The sequence below is a fragment of the Actinomyces sp. Marseille-P3109 genome (genome assembly GCF_900323545.1).
Taxonomy (GTDB): Bacteria; Actinomycetota; Actinomycetes; order Actinomycetales; family Actinomycetaceae; genus Actinomyces.
Map to the genome: position 1 here is coordinate 2,203,135 of NZ_OOHN01000008.1, position 19,497 is coordinate 2,222,631.

Sequence of the window (19,497 nt, forward strand, 5' to 3'; positions counted from 1 at the left end):
GAGGCGGCCCGAGGACGACGCGGGGAGGACGTGCGAGGGCACTGCCCGGACGCGCTCGATAACCACCGCCACCACCTCGGTCGCCCCGGTTCCCGCCTGGGGCCGTGATCCGTCAGGCAGCCAGCACCACAGGGTCCTCAGGTAGTCTTTCTGCGCGGCCGGTTACCCGGCCCATGCGCCACCAGCACGGTACCGCGTCCCCTCACTCGGCACCGCGGGTGGTTCCGGGACCCGATCCACGACGGAGTCAGGTGCCGGTCACAACCTGGAACGACGCAGTTTTCCCGACCCCGAAGGACCCAGCATGTCTCAGGCCAAGGACGAGCTTGTCGCACGCGCGCAAGATCCCAACGCGGAGCTGGAGACCCTCCACCAGCTCGCGCAGAACTACCCCGGCCTGCGCCCTTACATCGCCGCCAACCCGCGCACCTACCCCGCCCTCCTGGAGTGGCTGGGCACGCTGGGAGACCCCGCGGTCGACGCCGCCCTGGCCTCTCGTACCGGCCAGCCCCAGTCGGGCCAGTCCCCGCAGACCTCGCCGCAGCTGGCAGTCGTGTCGCCCCCCGGGTCCCAGCCCGGTTCGCCGTCGGTCAGGTCCTCCGAGCCCCCGACCCAGGTGACCCTGCCGCGCTCGCTCCAGCCGGGCAGTGCGACCTCGGCGACCTCGGCGACCTCGGGGATCTCCGGCGCCTCCGCGATGTCGGCGACCAGCTCGAGGAGCGCCGCGAGCGCTACCAGCGCCTTCAGTGCGGCGGGCGCCAACACCCAGGTCGACAGCTTCCGGGCAACGGGCGACCCGACCGTCTCCGACTCGACGTTCGGCCCCACCCAGGCGGTCCCCTCGCAGTCACCGGCCCGCCCGGTCCAGCCTGCGCTCCAGCAGACCTTCCAGCAGTCCGCGAGCATGTCGCAGGCGCCGGGCACGGCGATTCCTGCTGCGGCCCAGGCCTCCACCGCGACCGACGGCGGTGCCGGCGTCTTCGGCGTGGGCACCGAGGACGACGACTCCTCGGCCTCATCGTCCTTCCTGACCTCGAACCGCATCCTGCTGATCCTGGCCTTGATGGTGGCCATCATCATGGTCTTCCTGGCGACCTGGTACTTCTCCGGCGGCGACGGCGACAACTCCGCCACGGGCGGCGAGACCCAGTCCACGGCCCAGAGCGGCCAGGACGCCGGCCGGGCCAGCGCCGGCCCGAGCGCCACCGCCTCCTCCAAGGCCTCGGCCACCCCGAGCGCCTCGGCGACGCCCACCCTCAAGGCTCCTGCTCCCAGCGACGCCCGGGACCTGCCCGCCTTCGACGCCCCCAGCGGCAACATCACCTGCACACTGGGCAACAACGACGTCACCTGTGTCATCAACGAGCACGCCGCGACCGGCTCCTGCCCCGCCTCGAAGCCGCTGACGGTGAAGATCGGCGCCAACGGGCAGTCCACCCAGTCCTGCGGCTCCACCTTCACCCCCAACGGGGTCAGCCTCAGCTACAGCTCCTCGGCCAAGAACGCCAACTTCGCCTGCACCTCGACCTCGGACGGCATGCAGTGCTGGAGCCAGGTCAGCGGAGAGGGCTTCACCCTCAGCCGCGAGGGGGTCGAGTCCACCAGCCACGCCCGCTGAGCGGTTCCGTCTCGGTCCGACTCCTCCACCCCGCGTCGGTCCTCTCCCAGCACCACTGACAGCTCACAGCTTCTGACATGGCCACCTCCTACAACGCGATCCTCAACCTGTCCGGGGCCCGGTCGTTCACGACCGCCGGCCTCATCGCCCGGTTCCCCATGTCGATGGTGGGGATCTCCACGATCCTCGCTGTCGAGGGGCTTTACGGCTCCTACACGGCGGCGGGCCTGGTCAGCGCCGCGAACTTCGTGGCGCTGGCGGTCGGCGCGCCGGTCCTGGCCCGGTGCGTCGACCGGTACGGCCAGTCGCGGGTCATGCTGCCGGCGCTCGTCGTCTCAGCGGCGAGCCTGGCCGGGCTGGTCGCCGCCGCCACGGTGCACGCGCACCTGGGAGTCCTGGCTGTGCTGGCCGCGCTGGCGGGAGGGCTGGCCGGCTCGATGGGCTCGCTGGTGCGGGCGCGCTGGACCGCGCTGATCTCTCGCCCCGAGGACGTCCACGCGGCCTTCTCCCTGGAGGCGGCCCTGGACGAGGTGGCCTTCATTCTCGGCCCGGTGCTGGCCACCGCCCTGTGCACGACGCCGGTCCTGCCGGTGACCTCGGGATGGCTCGTCTGCCTGGCGATGCAGACGGTGGGCGGGCTGTGGTTCCTCGCCCAGCGCGCCACCGAGCCCGCCCCGCACCCCCGCCGGCCGCGGCGCGCAGCCAAGGCGGCCGCCAGGGACGCCGCGGCCGTCTCCGCTATGGATCCCGGTGCGGGAACCACAACGGGATACCGTCCGGTCCTGCGCTACGGCGCCGTCGTGGCCACCATCGTCGTCTTCCTGCTCTCGGGGGCCATGTTCGGGGCCAACGACGTCGCCGCGGTCGCCTTCGCCACCGAGGCCGGCCACAAGTCGGCCTCCGGGCTCGTGCTGGCCGTCTGGGGAGTGGGGTCCTTCGCCGCGGCGCTCGTCTACGGATCACGCACGTGGGGGTGGCCGCTGTGGAAGCAGCTCATGGCCGGCCTGGTGGCGCTGGCGGTGGGCACCTCGACCTTCAGCCTGGCCCCGAGCCTCGTGGTGCTGTCGGTCCTGGCGCTCATGACGGGGCTGGCCATCGCCCCGACCCTGACCAGCGGCAACAACATCGTGCAGGTCACGGTGGCCCCCTCACAGCTCACCGAGGGACTGGCCTGGGTGAGTACCGCGCTCAACGTCGGGGTCTCGGTCGGCTCCCTGCTGGCGGGGCAGGCCACGGACGCCGGCGGCTCACGTGCCGGCTACCTGACGGTGGCCGGTTTCGCCTGGGCCGCCGTCGCAGCCGGGATCCTGGGCCTGCCCGCCCTCAGGCGCGCACGGACCACCCGCTCCCTGGCCGCCCACTGACGCTCAGCCGCTCCGCGCTCGATTCCCGGCAGGCTCTGTGCCTCTTCTACACTCTGCACGATGTCCATAGCAGACAACCCACAACACGAGTCCCTCTCATCGAGGCCCGGCTCCGGCACTGATGATCGTCAGGACCATGAGGAGCGCGCGTCGGTCCCGCGGTTCTCGCGCCTGGTCGCGGCGACTCGCGCGCCGGTCGTCGCCGTCCTCGGCTGGCTGGCGCTCCTGGTGCCGGCCCACCGGTCCTTGGTGGACGAGAGCGGCCAGTGGGTCTTCAAGCTGGACTCCTTCGTCTACTACGAGGCGGTTCATCAGTGGCTCAACGGCGGAGACCTCTACAACTGGTACGCCAACCCGCCGCAGCACCTGTGGCCTTTCACCTACACGCCGCTGGCAGCCTGGGTCATCACGCCCCTGACCTGGATGTCGTACCAGTCGGCCACCGCGCTGCTGGTCGTTGCCACCCCGCTGTGCGCCGCCGTGACGACGTACGCGGTCCTCAGGCGCCTAGGGGCCAGGATCAGGACGGCGCACGGCCTGGCGCCGTGGATCGCCCTGCTCGGAGTCGTCGTGCTGGAGCCTTTCCCCAAGACCATGGAGTACGCGCAGGTCAACGCCATCCTCATGGCGCTGGTCGCCGTCGACCTGCTCGTGGTCCCCGGCCGCTCACGGTGGCGCGGGGTCCTCAGCGGCCTGGCGGCCGGGATTAAGCTGACGCCGGCGGTGGCGATCCTGGTCTTCCTGGCGCGCCGCGAGTGGCGGGCCGCCGCCACCATGGCGGGCAGCGCCGTCGGCCTGACGGCCCTGGCGGGACTGTTCGCCCCTACGGAGAGCTGGCGGTTCTTCACGTGGGCCATGTGGGACCCGGGACGTGCCGGCTTCGCCGACTACTCGGGCAACCAGAACTTCAAGGGCGCCATCGCCCGGGCATTGCCGGAGCCGGCCTGGAACCCGACCTGGGCAGCCTGCTCGCTGCTGACGGTGCTGGCGGCATGGCTCCTGTGCCGCCGGCTGGACCGGCTGCGGGACCCCGACGTCGAAGCCGGCGACGCCGGCCTGGTCCTGGCGCTCCAGGTGAACGTGGTCATGGTGCTGGGGCTGCTCATCTCCCCCATCTCCTGGTCGCACCACTGGGTGTGGTGCCTGCCGGCGCTCGTGTCGGTGGGGGCGGCGGCCTGGCGCTGGCGCTCCGCCACGCTCGGAGTGGCCGGGCTCGCCGGGATTCTTGTCTTCGTCCTGGCGATGCAGTGGTGGTTCCCCGAGCAGAACCACGTCGAGCAGAGCTGGCCGGCCTGGGCCAAGGTCGTCGGCTCGAGCTACACCTGGTGGGCCCTGGGCTGCGGGGCGGCCCTGTGGTGGGCAGCCGGCCGGCACCAGGTGGTCTCGCACCGCTGAGATCTCTCACCACCAGCGCTGCCCGGAACCTGCCGTCGCAGGGTCCCCTCCTCCATGAGGAGGCGATGTGGTCGTCCTCGTGGTGGCCGCTGGTACTGCACCGCCGGCGCGACTGTGCACACCCCTTCGGCAACGCGATCAAGCCCACCCCATCGGGCAAGATGACCGGCGACTCCCGGCCGATCCCGGCCATTCCCTGCCGCCCCCTGCTGAGCCCGGCCGGTCTCGACGGCGGTGCAGGGCGATTGGCCGCACGCATCGGGGACTGCGATTTCCATCCAGGACGTACTTCTCCCGCAAACGACGACGGTCGGGCCCCAGTCGTTTGCGGGAGAACGCAGTCCCCGATCAAAAAGTACGTCCCCGAACGGGACCGGCTCGTCCGAGATCACCCCCGTCGTCCCAAGCTCCGCCCAGAACCTGCCTTCGCATCAGCCCCTCCTCGATGAGGCCCGTCATCTAGGATCGGGTGGTGCCCCTTTTCGACATCGCCCGCGCCGTCGAGGACCACTTCCACCGCGACTCCGTCCCCGTCCTCAAGCGCCAGGGCTGGCGCCCCCGCGTCATCCCCTACGACGGCTACGGCACCAGCACACCGGCTCAGTCAGAACCGTCAGACCTGCCTGGGCCGACGTCGGGGCGGCACCGCAGGCCCGTCCACACGCGCACCGAGGCCGCCGACCGCCCGACCGCTCCCCCGGATCCTCAACCCGTCTCTCCAGCAGCCTCCTCTGAGGCCTCTCGCCCCGCCTCCATGGCCCGGGTCCTGGCTCGCATGGTGATGCGCCCCCAGAACGCTCCGGCCGAGGGGCCGCTGTTCCGATCCCTGCCGGCCTCCCTCCCGGTCAGCCCCGCCCAGGCCCGCGACTTCGCCCTGACCAGCCTGCTCGACGCCCAGCGCGGCTGGCGTCTGTTCATCGAGGTGCCGGTGGCCTTCCTGCCGGTGACCGTCCACGTGGGCCGGGCCAGTGTGCGCACGCGGGCCGATCGCGGCGGCTACATCGACGTCGTCGTGCGCGACCACGGTCTGGAGCCGGGCTGGCACGAGGCCCGGATCGAGGCGATGGGGGCCGAGGCCGTCGCCGCCAAGGTCCTCATCATCCCCGAGGGCCCGCGCCTGGGCATCATCTCCGACATCGATGACACCGCGATGATCACGCACGTCCCCCGTGTGCTCGTGGCCGCCTGGAACCAGCTCGTCAAGTACTCCTCGGCGAGAGAGCCCGTCCCCGGGATGGCCGAGCTCTACTCGCGCATCCGGGCCGCCCACCCGGGCACCCCGATGATGTACCTGTCCACCGGAGCGTGGAACGTCGTGCCCACCCTGCGCTCCTTCTTCTCCCGCCACGGATTCCCCTCCGGCCCCGCGCTCATGACCGACTGGGGGCTGACCAACACCGGCTGGTTCCGCTCGGGGATCGAGCACAAGCGCACCGAGCTGCGCCGGCTCATGATCGACCTGCCCCAGATCACCTGGATCCTCTTCGGCGACGACGGCCAGCACGACCCACTCATCTACGGCGAGGCAGCCCTCCACCACGCCGACCGGATCGCCGTCGTCGCCATCCGGCGCCTGACCGCCACACAGCAGGTACTCGCCGGAGGGCTGACCGCCCGCCCCATGGGGATCGGGCCCGAGGCACGCACCCTGGCCGAGGCCGACGTGCCCGTCGTCGTGGGCGCCGACGGCTACGAGCTGGCCCGGCTCCTGCCCCGAGAGCTGCTGGAGGCCGCACCACGCCGCTGACGGCCCTCGGGCGCAACCGTCGGTGCGGCATGTCTCACGTCGCCGCCTCCGTCATGGCCGATCCCCGGCAGCGAGCGATTTCACACCCCGTCTCATCTCTTCACAGAGACATCACAGGCCCACCGTACGAGGCCGACAGGTCCCGGCAGTTACCTGGTTCCGCCACTGGGGCAGACGTCCCCGCTCCCATCCCCAATGAACAGGAGGAAGCACATGTCCCCCCTCCCCAAGGACTCCTCGATCGTTCCGACCGCCGCGCCCGCGAGCGACCCGACAACCCCGACGACCCGCTCGGCAGCCCGCAAGGGTTCCGCCCCCTCGACCGCAGCCTCACTGCGACGCCACGCGATCCTGGCCGACCTCAACGTGCTGCAGGTGGCCACCCTCATGGGCACCGGCCTGCTGGTGGCGCTCGGCGTGATCCTGGGCGGACGCTCCTACATCACCACCGTCTCACCCGACGACCTGAACAGCTCCCGCTCGGGCACCCACGGAACCAGTGCTGAGAACTCCGCTGGGAACCTCACCGCAGCCGATGACGATGCTGCCCTGGCCACCATGTGATGGCGAGCGCAGCACCGCGCATGCCACCGCACACGCGCCGGACGCCGCTCCGCGCATGACGCTGTGGGCGATCAGGACGCCGATGGTCGGCTCTCATGGCGGCCGTCCCGGTTCGTGGCCGGTATGGTGATGACGCATCAACCAGCGCTTCCCTCAAGCTCAGGAGACAGATATGGCCGGCAAGATCCCCTTCATCCTCGGACTCGGCGCGGGATACGTGCTCGGGACCCGCGCGGGGCGCGCCCAGTACGAGCGCATCAAGTCGGCCGCCTCGAGGGTCGCCGAGCAGCCCTTCGTGCGCACCCGGGTCGACGCCGCCTCCAGCCACGTCAAGCAGGCCGTGCGCACCCAGGGCGAGGCCGTTACCGAGAAGGTCGCCGACGCCGTCAAGGAGCGGCTGTTCGGGACGCCATCAGCCAAGAGCAGTGGTCAGTCCCAGCCCGTCGACGCCAGCGAGGCCAGCCTGCGCCCGGTCAGTGAGGCCGGCTGAGGCCGGCTGAACCGGGAGTGGCCCCAGGAGTGGACCGCTGACTAGCACTGACTAGTACGACCGGGGTGCTTCGACGACGTCGAGGCGCCCCGTTCCATGTCCTCACAGTCCTCGCGGTCCTCGCAGTCCTCACGGACCTCGCACCCCTCAGCGGCCTCGGCCTCCGCACGGCTCTCAGCGGTCGCCGGGCCCAGCGACGTGCCGGCGTCTGCGCCCCGTCCGGCCCGGCCGCGCCAGGCCGGCGCCTTGAGCGGCCCCATCATGAGTGCCCGGCGCCAGCCGACCAGCGCCCCCGCCCCACTGCGGCGCCCGGCCCGGCGCCGCTCCCGGTCGGAGATGACCGGCAGCTGCCATGAGCGCCAGTAGGCGAGCACGCACAGGCCCGCCCCGACGGCGGTGGACACCAGCATGGCGTGCGCGTCGGCCACCCCCGCCCTCACGGCCAGGACCTGGGTACCGGCGGCGATGAGCGCCGGGATCGCGTAGAGCTTGTTGCCGCCGAAGACCGCCGGGGTCTCCCCCACCGCGACGTCACGGATCATGGAGCCGCCGATCGCCGTGAGGCAGCCCAGCAGCAGGGCCGGCATGACGCCGAGCCCGTGGGTGAGGGCCTTGGATGCGCCGGTGGCGGCCCAGCACCCCAGGATGACGGCGTCGGCCACCACCAGCAGGCGCCGGGTGGGCCGCGAGGTCAGGGGCACGAACCAGGCGATCGTCGCCCCCAGGCAGGCGGTGTAGAGGTAGTAGGGGTCGGTCAGGGCGAAGGGCGGTCCGGCCTGGATCATGACGTCACGCAGGATGCCGCCGGCGGTGGCTGTGAGCATGGCTAGGACGACGAAGCCCACCAGGTCGAAGTTCTTGCGCCGGGCGATGAGCCCGCCCAGGATCCCGTTGAGCAGGACGCCGCACAGGTCGAGCACCCGGAAGGTGTCGGTGAGGGAGGCCGGCATGTGCAGCGCGAGGGACGAGCCGTCCAGCACTCCGATCCCCCGCCTTTCACTGATGCCGTGGCTACTGAGAGCCGTCGTCTGCCCCGGTGTCGGCCGGGTCTCCGGCGCCCGGCGCCCGGCGACACCTTAGCCCACGGCGGCCCAGGGGCCCGGCACCCGGCCGCGACGGCCCAGAGTATTGCGGCGATGCGAAACCTCAGGTGGTCAGGGCGCACCGGCCCACGCGATGATCGGGGAGTGTCTTCACGATACGCACCCCCCAAGGACCTGAGCAGCTATGCGTGGCTCTCCATTGCGGCGGCCCTGGGCACGATCGCGCTCAAGGGGGCCGCGGCCTGGATGACCGGCTCGGTGGGACTGCTCTCCGACGCCGCCGAGTCGGTGATCAACCTGATCGCCGCCGTCATGGCGCTCGTCGTCCTGAGGATCGCGGCCAAGCCCGCCGACGCCGACCACCAGTTCGGCCACTCCAAGGCCGAGTACTTCTCGGCCGTCGTCGAGGGCGTCATGATCTTCGTGGCGGCCGCCTTCATCATCATCTCCGCCATCGGGCGCCTCATCACCCCGCAGATGCCCGAGCAGCTGGGGGTGGGCCTGGCGGTCTCGGTGGTCGCCTCGCTCCTCAACGGGGCGGCGGCGTGGGTGCTCTACCGGGCGGGGCGCCGCGAGCGCTCCATGACCCTGGTGGCCGACGCCAAGCACCTGGCCACCGACGTCGTCACCTCCGCCGCGGTCCTGGTCGGGGTGGCGCTGGTGGCGGTCTTCGACTCGGCCGTGCTCGACGCCGTCGTCGCCCTGGGGGCCGGACTCAACATCATGTGGACCGGCTTCACGCTCATCCGCGACTCGGTGGGCGGGCTCATGGACATCGCCCCCTCCACCGAGGTGCTTCACAGTGTCGCGACGGTCCTGGAGCGCCACCGCAAGGAGGGCATGATCGACTTTCACGCGGTGCGGGTGCGCGAGGCCGGCAACCGGCGCTTCATGGAGCTGCACGTGCTGGTCCCCGCGGCCTGGAGCGTCAAGAAGGGACACGACTTCACCGAGCAGGTCATCGACGAGCTGGTCGACGCCGATGCGAGCCTGCGCATCTCGGCGCACCTGGAGCCGATCGAGGACCCCAAGTCCTACGAGGACCTCGAGGACATCTGACATCTACCCGGTTTTCATCAACGTCGGGACATGCCAGACTCGGCCCCATGAACGCAATGAGGCTCACCGGCTCAGCACCGTCGCTGCGCCAGCATACGATCACCGCCCCCACCCCCACCTGGCGCCGCCCCGACCACGTCGTCCTGGAGACCTGCGTCGAGGACGTTGAGGGCGTGAGGATCTCCGCCCGAGCCGGGGCCGACCGCGCCGAGCTGGGCGACAACCTCACCGCCGCCGGCACCACCCCCTCGATCGGCACCGTGGAGGCGGCCATCTTCGCGGCCGCCGAGCAGGTGGAGCAGCGCCGCGCCCAGGCCGGCGCCCACTGGGCGGACAAGCCCGAGGCCGCCGCACCCTTCGGCCTGCGGGTCCTCATCCGCCCCCGTGGCGGCTCCTTCGTCTACGACGCCGATGAGGGCCGGGCCATGATCGCCGACGTGCGACGTATCGCATCCCTGGCCCTGGAAATGGCCGAGTTCACCCGCCCCCAGGCCACCGGAGGAGGGCGAGGGGAGCTGCCGCCGGCCGTGGACCTGGGCTTCGTCGTCGGCGCCCTGACCGAGGACGGAGTGATCGACCGCGGCCTGGTGCGCCTGCTGGTCGACATGGCCAACGGCGCCCCGGTCACCTTCCACCGGGCCTTCGACCGCTGCCGTGACACGGTCGAGGCCTACGGGGACCTGGAGGGACTCGGCGTGCGCTATGTCCTGACCAGCGGCGCGGCGCAGACGGCGGCCGACGGCGCCTCGGTGATCGCCGGGCTGGTGGCCAGCGGCGGGCCGATCGTTGTCGCGGCCGGGGCCGTGCGCCCCCACGGCCTGGTCGACCTGGTGGAGTCCACCGGCGTGCGCGAGGTCCACATGCGCTGTCCGCGTGAGGGCCTGAGCCCCGACGAGCCCCAGCGCACCGATGAGGACCTGGTACGACGCGCCGTCGAGGCGGTCCGCGCGGTGCCGCTGCCCGAGTAGCCAGGTAGCCCGGCCGGACCCTCGAAGCTTTTGCCCCATCCGCCCAGACCTCGACGGTGGGCGCCGCCCCGTGCTGTCCGGGGCGACGCCCGACGCCGCAGCCCCGTCCCAGGCCCGCACTGCGCTTCGCCCCGTTCCGCCACCCGCCCATCTGCCGAGCGCCGTCAAGCGTCGTCACAACGCATTGTCGAGGAAACTGCACGGTTCGTAGATATCCACAGCCCTCCGCTCGGCCGGGGGCCTCGGCACTCCCATCACGCTGGAAGCGCAATCGGGACAACTATCCTCATGACCCCCATGACCACCCCTATTTTCTGTCTTAGGTTGACCCCATGAGCGACGTCCGTATCGATACCCCCCGCGGGATCACCCTGGCCGGCACCCTCAGCCTGCCCGCAGGGGCCGCTCCGATCGATCTGGAGGTTTCCACGACGCCCGACGACGACCAGCCCCGACCGGCTCGGGACGAGGGCGTCGTCCTGCTGGCGCACGACTTCCTCACCGACCGGCATGGCCAGGGCGGCCGCCTGGACCGGATCGGCGCCCGTTACCGCGAGGCGGGCCTGGCCACATTTAGTCTGGACTTCTCGGGCCTGGGAGAGTCCGACGACGACGTCATCACCCTGGCGGGAGAGGCTGAGGACCTGCGCGCCGCCTCGAGCTGGCTGGCGGACCTGGGCTTCACGCGGCAGATGATTCACGCCAACGGTTTCGGGGCGACGGCCGCGCTCCTGGCGCGCCCCGAGCAGGTGCGTACGGCCGTGCTCGTGGGGGCGATCGTGGGCCCGCAGTCGATTCTGTGGGAGGAGGTCTTCTCCCCCGAGCAGCTCGACGAGCTCGCCCAGCACGGGCTGACGCGCCTGGTGGATGACAACCCCAACTCGCGCGAGTGGAACGTCCTGTCCAAGGAGACGCTGGCGGACTTCTCCATGCAGGAGCCGCAGCGCACCCTGGCGGACCTGCCCTGGCCAGTGCTCATGGTGCACGGCGTGCTGTCCAACGAGTTGCCGAACACCGCAGAGGCCACGGCCGAGGGCTTCCCGCTGCTGCCCGACTCCAGCCAGATGGTCCACGTCCACGCCGAGTCCCTGGACCAGGCCCAGGAGGAGGTCGCCCGCCTGAGCCTGGAGTGGGCCCGCCGCCGACTGCGCTGAGGTCAATGACCGGTGGCTGCTGCGATTAGTCGGATAGCCGGACGACGACGGCCCTGTGGTCGGTACCGGGAATGGTGACGACCCTTCCCCCCTTTCCTTCCCAGACCGTGCCGTCGACAAAGACGTGGTCGATGGTGGCGCCGAGCAGGGTCGTGCCCGTGCTGCTGGGCCAGGTGGCCAAGCCGCCGATACCCGCTTGCTCCCCCGCACTGACGCAGCCGCCCAGGTTCCACAGCGGGGCATGATCGCGGGTGGCGTTGAAGTCCCCGGCCACAATCAGCCCGGCGGGCGGCCGGCGGCACAGGGAGGCGACGTCGGTCACCGAGCTCCTCCACCACGTCATCGCCCCCGGAAGCGGCGGGTAGGTGTGAGCACCGACGATGACGGGGCCGTCGCCGCTCTCCGGCTCCAGCCTGACCGTACCGAAACCGGCCCCGGCAGATTCCTCCACCTGCCTGTAGCCGCCCAGTCGGGAGGCGACGAGGACGGTCGTGGAGTACGCCGGGTCGGAGTTCTGGTCGATCCCCTGCTCAGCCAGGTCGGAGGGCATGGCGGTGTCGGAGAAGACCGCGAAGCTCGGGGGCTGCGCGCCGCTCTCCTTCTTCTGCTCGGTCAGGGCATCGGCCAGCCGCCGTCCGTAGCGCTGAGTCGTCTCCGGCAGCACGAGGACGTCGGCCCCCACCGCATCCGCCAGCCCTGCAACCGCCTCGACATCTGCGCCCTCCCGCTCAGTGTTGAGGCTCAAGACGCTCACGGCGCCGGCATCGACGGGTCGTTGTCGAAGCCCCCTGGACACCAGAACGCCGCCATGAGCCCCCGCCACCAGCAGAAAAACCAGTCCAACCACTGCGGTACGCACACCCGTCCGGCAGGTTCCCGGCCCAGTCCGAGACGGCTGCCCACGCCGCCGACGACGCCACAGGATCGCGACCGTGAGGAGCAGAAGGCCCAAGGACGCCGCGCCGACCGCCAGCAGCGAGCGCAACGCAATGAGCTGGGCGCAGGGGAAGACCGTCGTCGGGGGCAGAACGCTCACCAACGTCAGGGCGACGACGGCCACGACAGGACCCCACCGAAGAAGCTGTTGACGTCGAGTCATGTCCGCACTCAACCAGACCCCGGCGGCCTTCTGCCAGCTTCCGTAACCGAGGAGCTCAGCACGATCGGCGTCCCGGACAAACGAACCCGCATCCATGGGGGACAATGGGCCACCTATGAAACAGGGCGAGGATCGGTACCAGGGTCACAGCGGCGATCAGGCCGGCGGGCACAGCAGTGGTCAGGGCAAGGACCAGCGTGAGGAGAAACCTGGTGAGCAGGGCGAACGCGGTACCGGTGGCGCACCGGCCAAGCAGGGCCGGCGCAACCCACGCAGCGATGGCCGCAGCCGCCAGGCTCGGCGCTCAGGCAAGGGCCCGAGCCGACGTCGCAGCACCTGGAGGGGCTACTCCCCCGAGCAGCTCGCCGCCCGCGCTGCAGCCGTCCCGGCGATCGTCTACCCCGAGGAGCTGCCGGTCTCCGCCCGCCGCGAAGAGATCGCCGCGGCCATCGCCGACCACCAGGTCGTCATCGTCGCCGGCGAGACCGGCAGTGGTAAGACCACCCAGCTGCCCAAGATCTGCCTGGAGCTGGGCCGGGGCGTGACCGGGATGATCGGCCACACCCAGCCGCGGCGCATCGCCGCCCGCAGCGTGGCCGAGCGCATCGCCTCCGAGCTGGGCACCCCGATCGGGCCGGGCGGCGTCGTCGGCTACCAGGTGCGCTTCACCGAGGAGGTCGGCAAGAACACCCTGGTCAAGCTCATGACCGACGGCATCCTGCTGGCGGAGATCCAGTCCGACCCCCAGCTGCGCCGCTACGACACGATCATCGTGGACGAGGCCCACGAGCGCAGCCTCAACATCGACTTCATCCTGGGCTACCTGGCGCGCCTGCTGCCCCAGCGCCCCGACCTCAAGGTCATCATCACCTCGGCCACCATCGACTCCGAGCGCTTCGCCGAGCACTTCGGCCGCGAGCAGATCGGCGACCGGGGGCGGCCCTTCACCGTTCCCGCCCCGGTCATCGAGGTCTCCGGGCGCACCTACCCCGTCGAGGTCCGCTACCGTCCACTGGCTCCCGACGACGTCGAGCCCGACTCCGACGACACCGGCGAGCCGGCCGGCGCCGCCGCCGGGTCCCGGCCCGGCCCGGCGGCTCCCGGCGAGCTGAGCGAGACCGAGCTGGAGGCCCTGACCTCCCCCGACCCGGCGGTGCGCGCCGCCGCACGGGCCCGCCGCGAGGCCATCCGCTCCACTGCCGGCTCCACGTCGCTCGCTCCCCGGAACCAGGGCGCTCGCGGCAAGGGCCGAGGCCGTACCGCTCCCGGCGGAGCGAGCACCGAGGCCGGCGAGCCCAAGGACCAGGTGACCGGGATCCTCGACGCCGTCGACGAGCTCCTGGGCGAGCCCAGCGGCGACATCCTCATCTTCCTGGCCGGTGAGCGCGACATCCGCGACACCGAGGCGGCCCTCATCGACCATCTGGGGGCGCGCTACACGCCCGACGGCCGCTCGCGCACGCCGGGCGCCATTGAGGTCGTACCCCTGTACTCGCGCCTGAGCGCCGCCGAGCAGCACCGGGTCTTCGAGGCCCATCGGGTGCGCCGCATCGTCCTGGCCACGAACGTGGCCGAGACCTCCCTGACGGTTCCTGGCATCCGTTACGTCGTCGACCCGGGCCTGGCGCGCATCTCCCGCTACTCCAACCGCACCAAGGTCCAGCGCCTGCCGATCGAGCCGGTCAGCCGGGCCAGTGCCAACCAGCGGGCGGGCCGCTGCGGGCGCGTGGCCGACGGCATCGCGATCCGTCTATACTCACAGGCCGACTTCGAGGCGCGCCCGGAGTACACCGAGCCGGAGATCCTGCGCACCTCGCTGGCCAGCGTCATTCTGCAGATGGCGGCCCTGGGGCTGGGGGCGGTGGAGGACTTCCCCTTCCTGGACGCCCCCGACTCCCGTCAGGTCCGCTCCGGCCTGCAGCTGCTCACGGAGATCGGTGCGATCGAGCCGGCCGGGTCCGCCTCCGCCCGGTCCGACGACGTCTCCGGGCAGGGCCGGAGGGGGCCGCGTCTGACGGAGATCGGGCGACGCCTGGCCCGCCTGCCGATCGACCCGCGCTTGGGGCGCATGCTCCTGGAGGCGGGAGAGCTGGGCTGCGTCGGGGAGGTCATGGTCATCGTGGCGGCCCTGTCCATCCAGGACGTGCGCGAGCGCCCAGCGGACAAGCAGGAGGCCTCTGACGCCCTGCACCGGCGCTTCGCCGACCCGACGAGCGACTTCCTGACCTACTTGAACCTGTGGCGCTACCTGCGCACCCAGAGCCGGGAGCTGTCAGGCTCGGCGTTCCGGCGCATGTGCCGCGCCGAGTTCCTGCACTACCTGCGGGTGCGCGAGTGGCAGGACGTCCACGCCCAGCTGCGTCAGCTCGCCCGTCCCCTCGGCCTGGACGCCGCCCCGGTGGAGCTGCCCACGGCCCGCTCGATCCGGGCCGCCACCGAGGCCCTGGAGCCGGGCAGCCACGCCGCCCAGATCGCCAACGGGGGCGTGGCGGCCGCCGTCGTGGCCCTGGGGCGCAGCGCAGACACTCCCGACGCCGACGCGATCCACCGCTCGCTGCTGGTGGGGCTGCTGTCCAACGTGGGCAACTGGGACGAGCGGCGTCGGGAGTACGCCGGTGCGCGCGGGACGCGCTTCACGATCTGGCCGGGCTCGGGCCTGCGCCGCAAGACCTACGACTGGGTGATGACTGCCGAGCTGGTGGAGACCTCCCGGCTCTTCGCACGCACGGTGGCCAAGGTGGACTCCCGGTGGATCGAGCAGGTGGCGGACCGGGCGGGCCTGACCCGCCGCGTGTTCGGCGAGCCCTACTGGTCGACCCGCCAGGGGGCGGCCATGGTCCACGAGAAGGTGCTGCTCTACGGGATGACCCTGGTGGCGGACCGGCCGGCGACGCTGGCGAGCGTGGGAACGGACTCGGCCCGCCAGGTCGCTCGGGAGATGTTCATCCGCTCGGGCCTGGTGGAGGGCGGCTGGCACGCCCGGCACGGCTTCGTGGAGCGCAACCGGGCCCTCATCGAGGAGCTCCAGGACGTGGAGCGGCGTCGACGCGAGCACGGCCTGCTGGCCGACGACACCGCCCTGTTCGACTTCTACGACGACCGCGTCCCCGAGGAGGTGACCTCGGCGGCGGCCTTCGATGCGTGGTGGAAGGATCAGCGGCGCACCGCCCCGGACCTGCTGGACTTCACGCGCGAGCTGCTGCTGCCCGGTGGGGACGACGCCAGCGGCTTCCCGGACACGTGGGTGCAGGGCGACCTCACCCTGAGCCTGAACTACGTCTTCGAGCCGGGCCAGGCCGAGGACGGGGTCAGCGTCCAGGTACCGGTGGAGGTGCTGGGGCGCCTGAGCCCGGAGGGCTTCGACTGGCTGGTGCCGGGCATGCGCCCCGAGCTGTGCGTGGCCACGATCCGGGCGCTGCCCAAGCGGGTGCGCCGCCAGCTGGTACCGGCCCCGGACGTGGGCGCCCAGGTGCGGGCGCAGATCGAGCGGGACTTCCCGACGCCGCCGGGCGCGAGCTGCCCGGAGATCCCCTTCGAGGAGGCCTTCGGCCGAGTGGTCTCCCGGCTCAGGGGTGTGGAGATCACGGAGGACGACTGGGCCGAGGCCGCCGAGCGGCTGCCGGATCACCTGGCGATGGCCTTCGCGGCCCTGGACGCGCAGGGCCGGGTCATCGGCCGCGGCCGGGACCTGGTCTCGCTCCAGCAGCGGCTGTCGGGAAAGACGGAGGCCGCCGTGCGCTCCGCGGTGCGCGGTGCTCTGGCTCAGGCGATGGCCGAGGCCCAGGAGCGCCAGGAGTCTCGGGGCAGCGGCGGGAGGTCCGGCCGCAAGGGGCGCAGGAGGAAAGGTGGGCAGGTTGCTGTCGCCCGGCGTCCCGACGGCGCTGCCGAAGCCACCGGGGCCGGCACCGGTCTGGAGGAGCGCAACGGCCTGACCGACTGGCCCAGCGGTGTACCGGGCCTCGGCGACCCGGACGGATCGACGATCCCGGCCTCGGTGGAGTCGGCGGGCCGGGCCGGCCTGGTGGTGCGCGGCTACCCGGCCCTGGTGGCCACCTCGACCAGGAGCGCGGACCTGAGGATCCTGCCCGACGCCGTCGCCCAGCGTGGCGCTCACGGCGCCGGGGTCACGGCGCTGGCCCTGGCGCGGACCGCCTTACCGACGGCTCGGGTGAAGAGCCGATGGAGCGCGCAGGAGTCGCTCATCCTGGCGGCCAGCCCCTACCGGAGCACCGAGGCGCTGGTGGAGGACATGGAGGCAGCCGCTGCGCGGGTCGTGGCCGGGCGCTGGGCGGCCTCGGAGTCCGGCACGCCGCTGGCCGAGGTGCGCAGGCGGGAGGTCTTCGCCTCCCTGGTCGGGGTCATGCGCGATGAGCTCGAGGACGAGGTCTACCGGGTGGCGCAGCATGCCGCAGCGGCGCTCAAGGCTTCCCGGGAGGTGGATCGTGCGGTGGGCGAGCGCACCTCGCTGACTCTGCTGGGCACGCTCCAGGAGGTGCGCGAGCACGCGGCGGCCCTGGTCCCGGACGGCTTCATCGCCGCCACTCCGCCGGAGCACCTGGCGTATCTGGAGCGCTACCTGAGGGCGCTGGTGATGCGGGTGGAGAAGGCGGCCTCCTCGCCGTCGGGAGCCTCCCAGGATGCGGCTCTGGCCTTCCAGGTCTCCCAGGCCCAGGAGGTGGTGGACAAGGCCCGCGTCAAGGCCGCCTCGCTGCCGGCCGATCCCCAGCGCGAGGCGCTGCTGGAGGAGGCGCGCTGGATGGTCGAGGAGCTGCGGGTCAGCCTGTTCGCCCAGACCCTGGGCACGAGCCGCAAGGTGAGCCTTCAGCGCATCACCAAGCTCTGCGCCCAGATCGCCTGACCGCCCTCGATCCACTCGCCTGGTCACCCCCTGTCCCTTCGCGGACGTACCGTGAGACGTCATCCTTGCGATGACAACATCTCCTCCCCCAGGAGGATGTCGGCCGGCGCCCCATTCGCCCGGCGGGACGATTGCACCGATGTCCGGTGCGGCTAGCCTGGAGTCATTGAGGAAGAACGATCACTGCGACGCCTGCTTTCTCCGTTTCTCCGTCCCAGGCGTCTCACGGACGCTTTCTCCGGTTCCACACAGTCGGCCCCCGCACCTCTGAGGTGCGGGGGCCGACGACGTCGTCAGCTGTCGATCCGGCCGGTGTTCCTACAGCACGGCGGACATGAGGCGGCAGACGTTGTCCACGTAGCGGTTGTACCAGGGCTCGGTGGCCCAGTCCTCGGCCGTCAGCTCGGTGCAGATGCCCCGGTAGTCGGCGTCGTTGATGCGCAGCAGGTCGTCGAGGTCCCCGCCGAAGGCCAGCAGCATGACCTCGTAGTTGAGGGCGAAGGAGCGGAAGTCCATGTTGGAGGAACCGATGACCCCGACCTCGTCGTCGACCGTCATGTACTTCGAGTGCAGGACCGTCGGCGAGGGGTAGAGGTAGATCCGCACCCCTGCTGCCAGAAGCGCCGAGTAGTAGGAGCGCTGGGCATGGCTGACGATGAACTGGTCGGACTCCTTGCCCACGAACAGCTCGACCTCCACCCCCCGGTAGGCGGCCGACGTCATCGCCGACAGGAGTGCCTCGTCAGGGATGAAGTAGGGGCTGGTGATGGACACGCGCCGCTTGGCCCCGTTGATGAGCGCCAGGAACATCCGCAGGTTCGGCTCGGTGGGGTAGCCGGGCCCGGAGGGCACGAGCTGCATGGCGTTGACGACGGCGTCGGGCCGCCCCGGCCGCGGGGCCGGAGTCCCCACCAGGACACCCGGGAGCCCCGCCATCTCCGGCAGGGTCTCCAAGGGCGTTCCCAGGGCCAGGTCGAAGGCCTCGAGCTGCTCGCCGGCCTCGAAGTACCAGTCCATGGCGAAGATGGCCTGGGCCTCCAGGACGATCTCCCCGGTGACCTCCACGGACAGGTCCTCCCAGCGACGTCCGATGCGCACGTTGCGCCGGGTCCTGTAGGTGGGGTCGATGACGTTGTGGCTGCCGATGAAGGCCTTCTCACCGTCGATGACGAGGATCTTGCGATGGTTGCGCAGGTCCGGGCGGCGCCAGCGTCGCTTGAGCGGCAGCAGCGGCATCATGAGCCGCCAGTGGATGCCGGCGTCGGTCATGCGCTGGCAGAACTGCTTCCAGCCGGGGTACTTGCGGCTGCCCAGGTGGTCCAGCAGGAGGCGCACCGTGACCCCGCGGGCCACCGCGCGCTCCAGGGAGGAGAAGAAGACGTCAGTGACCTCGTCCCAGCTCATGATGTAGAACTCGACGTGGACGTGGTCGGTGGCGGCGTCGACGGCGCGGGCCATGGCCTCGTAGGTGGTGCGCGGCTCAGCGTGGACGGCTACCACCTCGCCGCTGACGCAGGGCAGCCCGGTGAGCCGGCGGTTCATGCGCAGTGCCCCGGCCAGGTAGGTCGAGGGCTGGGCCCCTTGAGGCAGGTCGGGCATGGCGCGGGTGTAGTCGAGGGTGATCTCGTTGACGGTGTGCTGTTGACGGCGACGAGTGCCGTGCACCCACGGGCTGCCGATGAGCAGGTAGAGCGGGAGTCCTACCAGGGGCAGCAGGAAGATGAGCAGCAGCCACGCGGTCGACGACGACGGGCGGCGATTCTCGGGGACCGTGCCCAGCGCAGCGATCTTGATGAGGTACTCGATGACGACCCAGGTGGTCGCCAGTACCGGCGGCAACGTCATGTTCGCATCATGTCATGTCCGTCGAGCGGGCCTCGGAAAGAAGCCTGGGCGCGGGCCGGATGGCCCTACGCCCAGGCACTGCGAAGGCCCGCCCCGGTTGAACCACCGGGCCGGGCCCTTCGCAACGAGGTCGCTTACCGGTTCCCATTCGGCAGCGGATCCTCCTTCACTGAAACGCCCGAGCACATTCCCTTGGCTGTGGCCCGGACTCGGTGCCCACCGGTCAGCGGTACTCCCCAGTACCTCGCGGTCGCCACCGTCCAGTGGTGACTATGACTCTGCCGACGCTGTCT

Annotated in this window: 12 protein-coding genes and 1 pseudogene; 10 read left to right on the top strand and 3 right to left on the bottom strand. The window is 71.3% G+C overall.

Features of this window, described 5'->3' with window-relative positions:
- The first annotated feature begins 304 nt into the window (after positions 1-304).
- From BQ8008_RS09575 to BQ8008_RS09600, 6 genes are all read left to right on the top strand, one after another.
- Positions 305-1,618 carry a variant leucine-rich repeat-containing protein gene (locus tag BQ8008_RS09575; protein WP_108833811.1) on the top strand — a complete coding sequence of 438 codons (1,314 nt, stop codon included), beginning with the start codon at positions 305-307 and terminating at the stop codon, positions 1,616-1,618.
- A 77-nt stretch (positions 1,619-1,695) separates the two neighbouring features.
- Positions 1,696-2,982, top strand: coding sequence for an MFS transporter (locus tag BQ8008_RS09580; RefSeq protein ID WP_108833812.1), 1,287 nt, complete (start codon positions 1,696-1,698; stop codon positions 2,980-2,982).
- Between the two features lie 60 nt (positions 2,983-3,042).
- Positions 3,043-4,377 carry a glycosyltransferase 87 family protein gene (locus BQ8008_RS09585; protein WP_108833813.1) on the top strand — a complete coding sequence of 445 codons (1,335 nt, stop codon included), beginning with the start codon at positions 3,043-3,045 and terminating at the stop codon, positions 4,375-4,377.
- Between the two features lie 472 nt (positions 4,378-4,849).
- Complete coding sequence (locus tag BQ8008_RS09590) at positions 4,850-6,124, top strand: App1 family protein (protein WP_108834856.1); 1,275 nt, start codon at positions 4,850-4,852, stop codon at positions 6,122-6,124.
- 213 nt (positions 6,125-6,337) lie between these two features.
- Positions 6,338-6,688: a hypothetical protein gene (locus tag BQ8008_RS09595; RefSeq protein WP_108833814.1), complete on the top strand. Its 351-nt coding sequence runs from the start codon at positions 6,338-6,340 to the stop codon at positions 6,686-6,688.
- Positions 6,689-6,860: 172 nt separating this feature from the next.
- Positions 6,861-7,178, top strand: a complete 318-nt coding sequence (locus tag BQ8008_RS09600) for a protoporphyrinogen oxidase (protein ID WP_108833815.1) — start codon at positions 6,861-6,863, stop codon at positions 7,176-7,178.
- Positions 7,179-7,372: 194 nt separating this feature from the next.
- Here BQ8008_RS09600 and BQ8008_RS09605 read toward each other — a convergent pair.
- A pseudogene (locus tag BQ8008_RS09605) lies at positions 7,373-8,128 on the bottom strand (trimeric intracellular cation channel family protein); the annotation flags it as partial.
- 237 nt (positions 8,129-8,365) lie between these two features.
- On the opposite strand from BQ8008_RS09605, the gene BQ8008_RS09610 reads away from it, so the two are divergent.
- From BQ8008_RS09610 to BQ8008_RS09620, 3 genes are all read left to right on the top strand, one after another.
- Positions 8,366-9,280 carry a cation diffusion facilitator family transporter gene (locus BQ8008_RS09610; protein ID WP_108833816.1) on the top strand — a complete coding sequence of 305 codons (915 nt, stop codon included), beginning with the start codon at positions 8,366-8,368 and terminating at the stop codon, positions 9,278-9,280.
- A gap of 56 nt (positions 9,281-9,336) precedes the next feature.
- Positions 9,337-10,248 carry a copper homeostasis protein CutC gene (locus BQ8008_RS09615; protein WP_199908035.1) on the top strand — a complete coding sequence of 304 codons (912 nt, stop codon included), beginning with the start codon at positions 9,337-9,339 and terminating at the stop codon, positions 10,246-10,248.
- 332 nt (positions 10,249-10,580) lie between these two features.
- Positions 10,581-11,402 carry an alpha/beta hydrolase family protein gene (locus BQ8008_RS09620; protein ID WP_108833818.1) on the top strand — a complete coding sequence of 274 codons (822 nt, stop codon included), beginning with the start codon at positions 10,581-10,583 and terminating at the stop codon, positions 11,400-11,402.
- Positions 11,403-11,427: 25 nt separating this feature from the next.
- Here the strand turns inward: BQ8008_RS09620 and BQ8008_RS09625 are convergent, their stop codons facing one another.
- Positions 11,428-12,501 (bottom strand): endonuclease/exonuclease/phosphatase family protein, encoded by a 1,074-nt coding sequence (locus BQ8008_RS09625; protein WP_234415334.1) that lies wholly within the window; start codon positions 12,499-12,501, stop codon positions 11,428-11,430.
- Positions 12,502-12,616: 115 nt separating this feature from the next.
- On the opposite strand from BQ8008_RS09625, the gene BQ8008_RS09630 reads away from it, so the two are divergent.
- Positions 12,617-17,359 (top strand): DUF3418 domain-containing protein, encoded by a 4,743-nt coding sequence (locus BQ8008_RS09630; RefSeq protein WP_108833820.1) that lies wholly within the window; start codon positions 12,617-12,619, stop codon positions 17,357-17,359.
- A 318-nt stretch (positions 17,360-17,677) separates the two neighbouring features.
- Here the strand turns inward: BQ8008_RS09630 and BQ8008_RS09635 are convergent, their stop codons facing one another.
- Positions 17,678-19,204, bottom strand: a complete 1,527-nt coding sequence (locus tag BQ8008_RS09635; protein ID WP_108833821.1) for a phospholipase D-like domain-containing protein — start codon at positions 19,202-19,204, stop codon at positions 17,678-17,680.
- Between the last annotated feature and the right edge of the window lie 293 nt (positions 19,205-19,497).

What these genes read in the sequence shown, in the direction of transcription:
- BQ8008_RS09580 (WP_108833812.1), top strand. Translation starts at nt 1,696, where the DNA reads ATGGCCACCTCCTACAACGCGATCCTCAACCTGTCCGGGGCCCGGTCG.
- BQ8008_RS09575 (WP_108833811.1), top strand. Translation starts at nt 305, where the DNA reads ATGTCTCAGGCCAAGGACGAGCTTGTCGCACGCGCGCAAGATCCCAAC.
- BQ8008_RS09620 (WP_108833818.1), top strand. Translation starts at nt 10,581, where the DNA reads ATGAGCGACGTCCGTATCGATACCCCCCGCGGGATCACCCTGGCCGGC.
- BQ8008_RS09600 (WP_108833815.1), top strand. Translation starts at nt 6,861, where the DNA reads ATGGCCGGCAAGATCCCCTTCATCCTCGGACTCGGCGCGGGATACGTG.
- BQ8008_RS09625 (WP_234415334.1), bottom strand. Translation starts at nt 12,501, where the DNA reads ATGACTCGACGTCAACAGCTTCTTCGGTGGGGTCCTGTCGTGGCCGTC.
- BQ8008_RS09585 (WP_108833813.1), top strand. Translation starts at nt 3,043, where the DNA reads ATGTCCATAGCAGACAACCCACAACACGAGTCCCTCTCATCGAGGCCC.
- BQ8008_RS09595 (WP_108833814.1), top strand. Translation starts at nt 6,338, where the DNA reads ATGTCCCCCCTCCCCAAGGACTCCTCGATCGTTCCGACCGCCGCGCCC.
- BQ8008_RS09615 (WP_199908035.1), top strand. Translation starts at nt 9,337, where the DNA reads ATGAGGCTCACCGGCTCAGCACCGTCGCTGCGCCAGCATACGATCACC.
- BQ8008_RS09635 (WP_108833821.1), bottom strand. Translation starts at nt 19,204, where the DNA reads ATGACGTTGCCGCCGGTACTGGCGACCACCTGGGTCGTCATCGAGTAC.
- BQ8008_RS09630 (WP_108833820.1), top strand. Translation starts at nt 12,617, where the DNA reads ATGAAACAGGGCGAGGATCGGTACCAGGGTCACAGCGGCGATCAGGCC.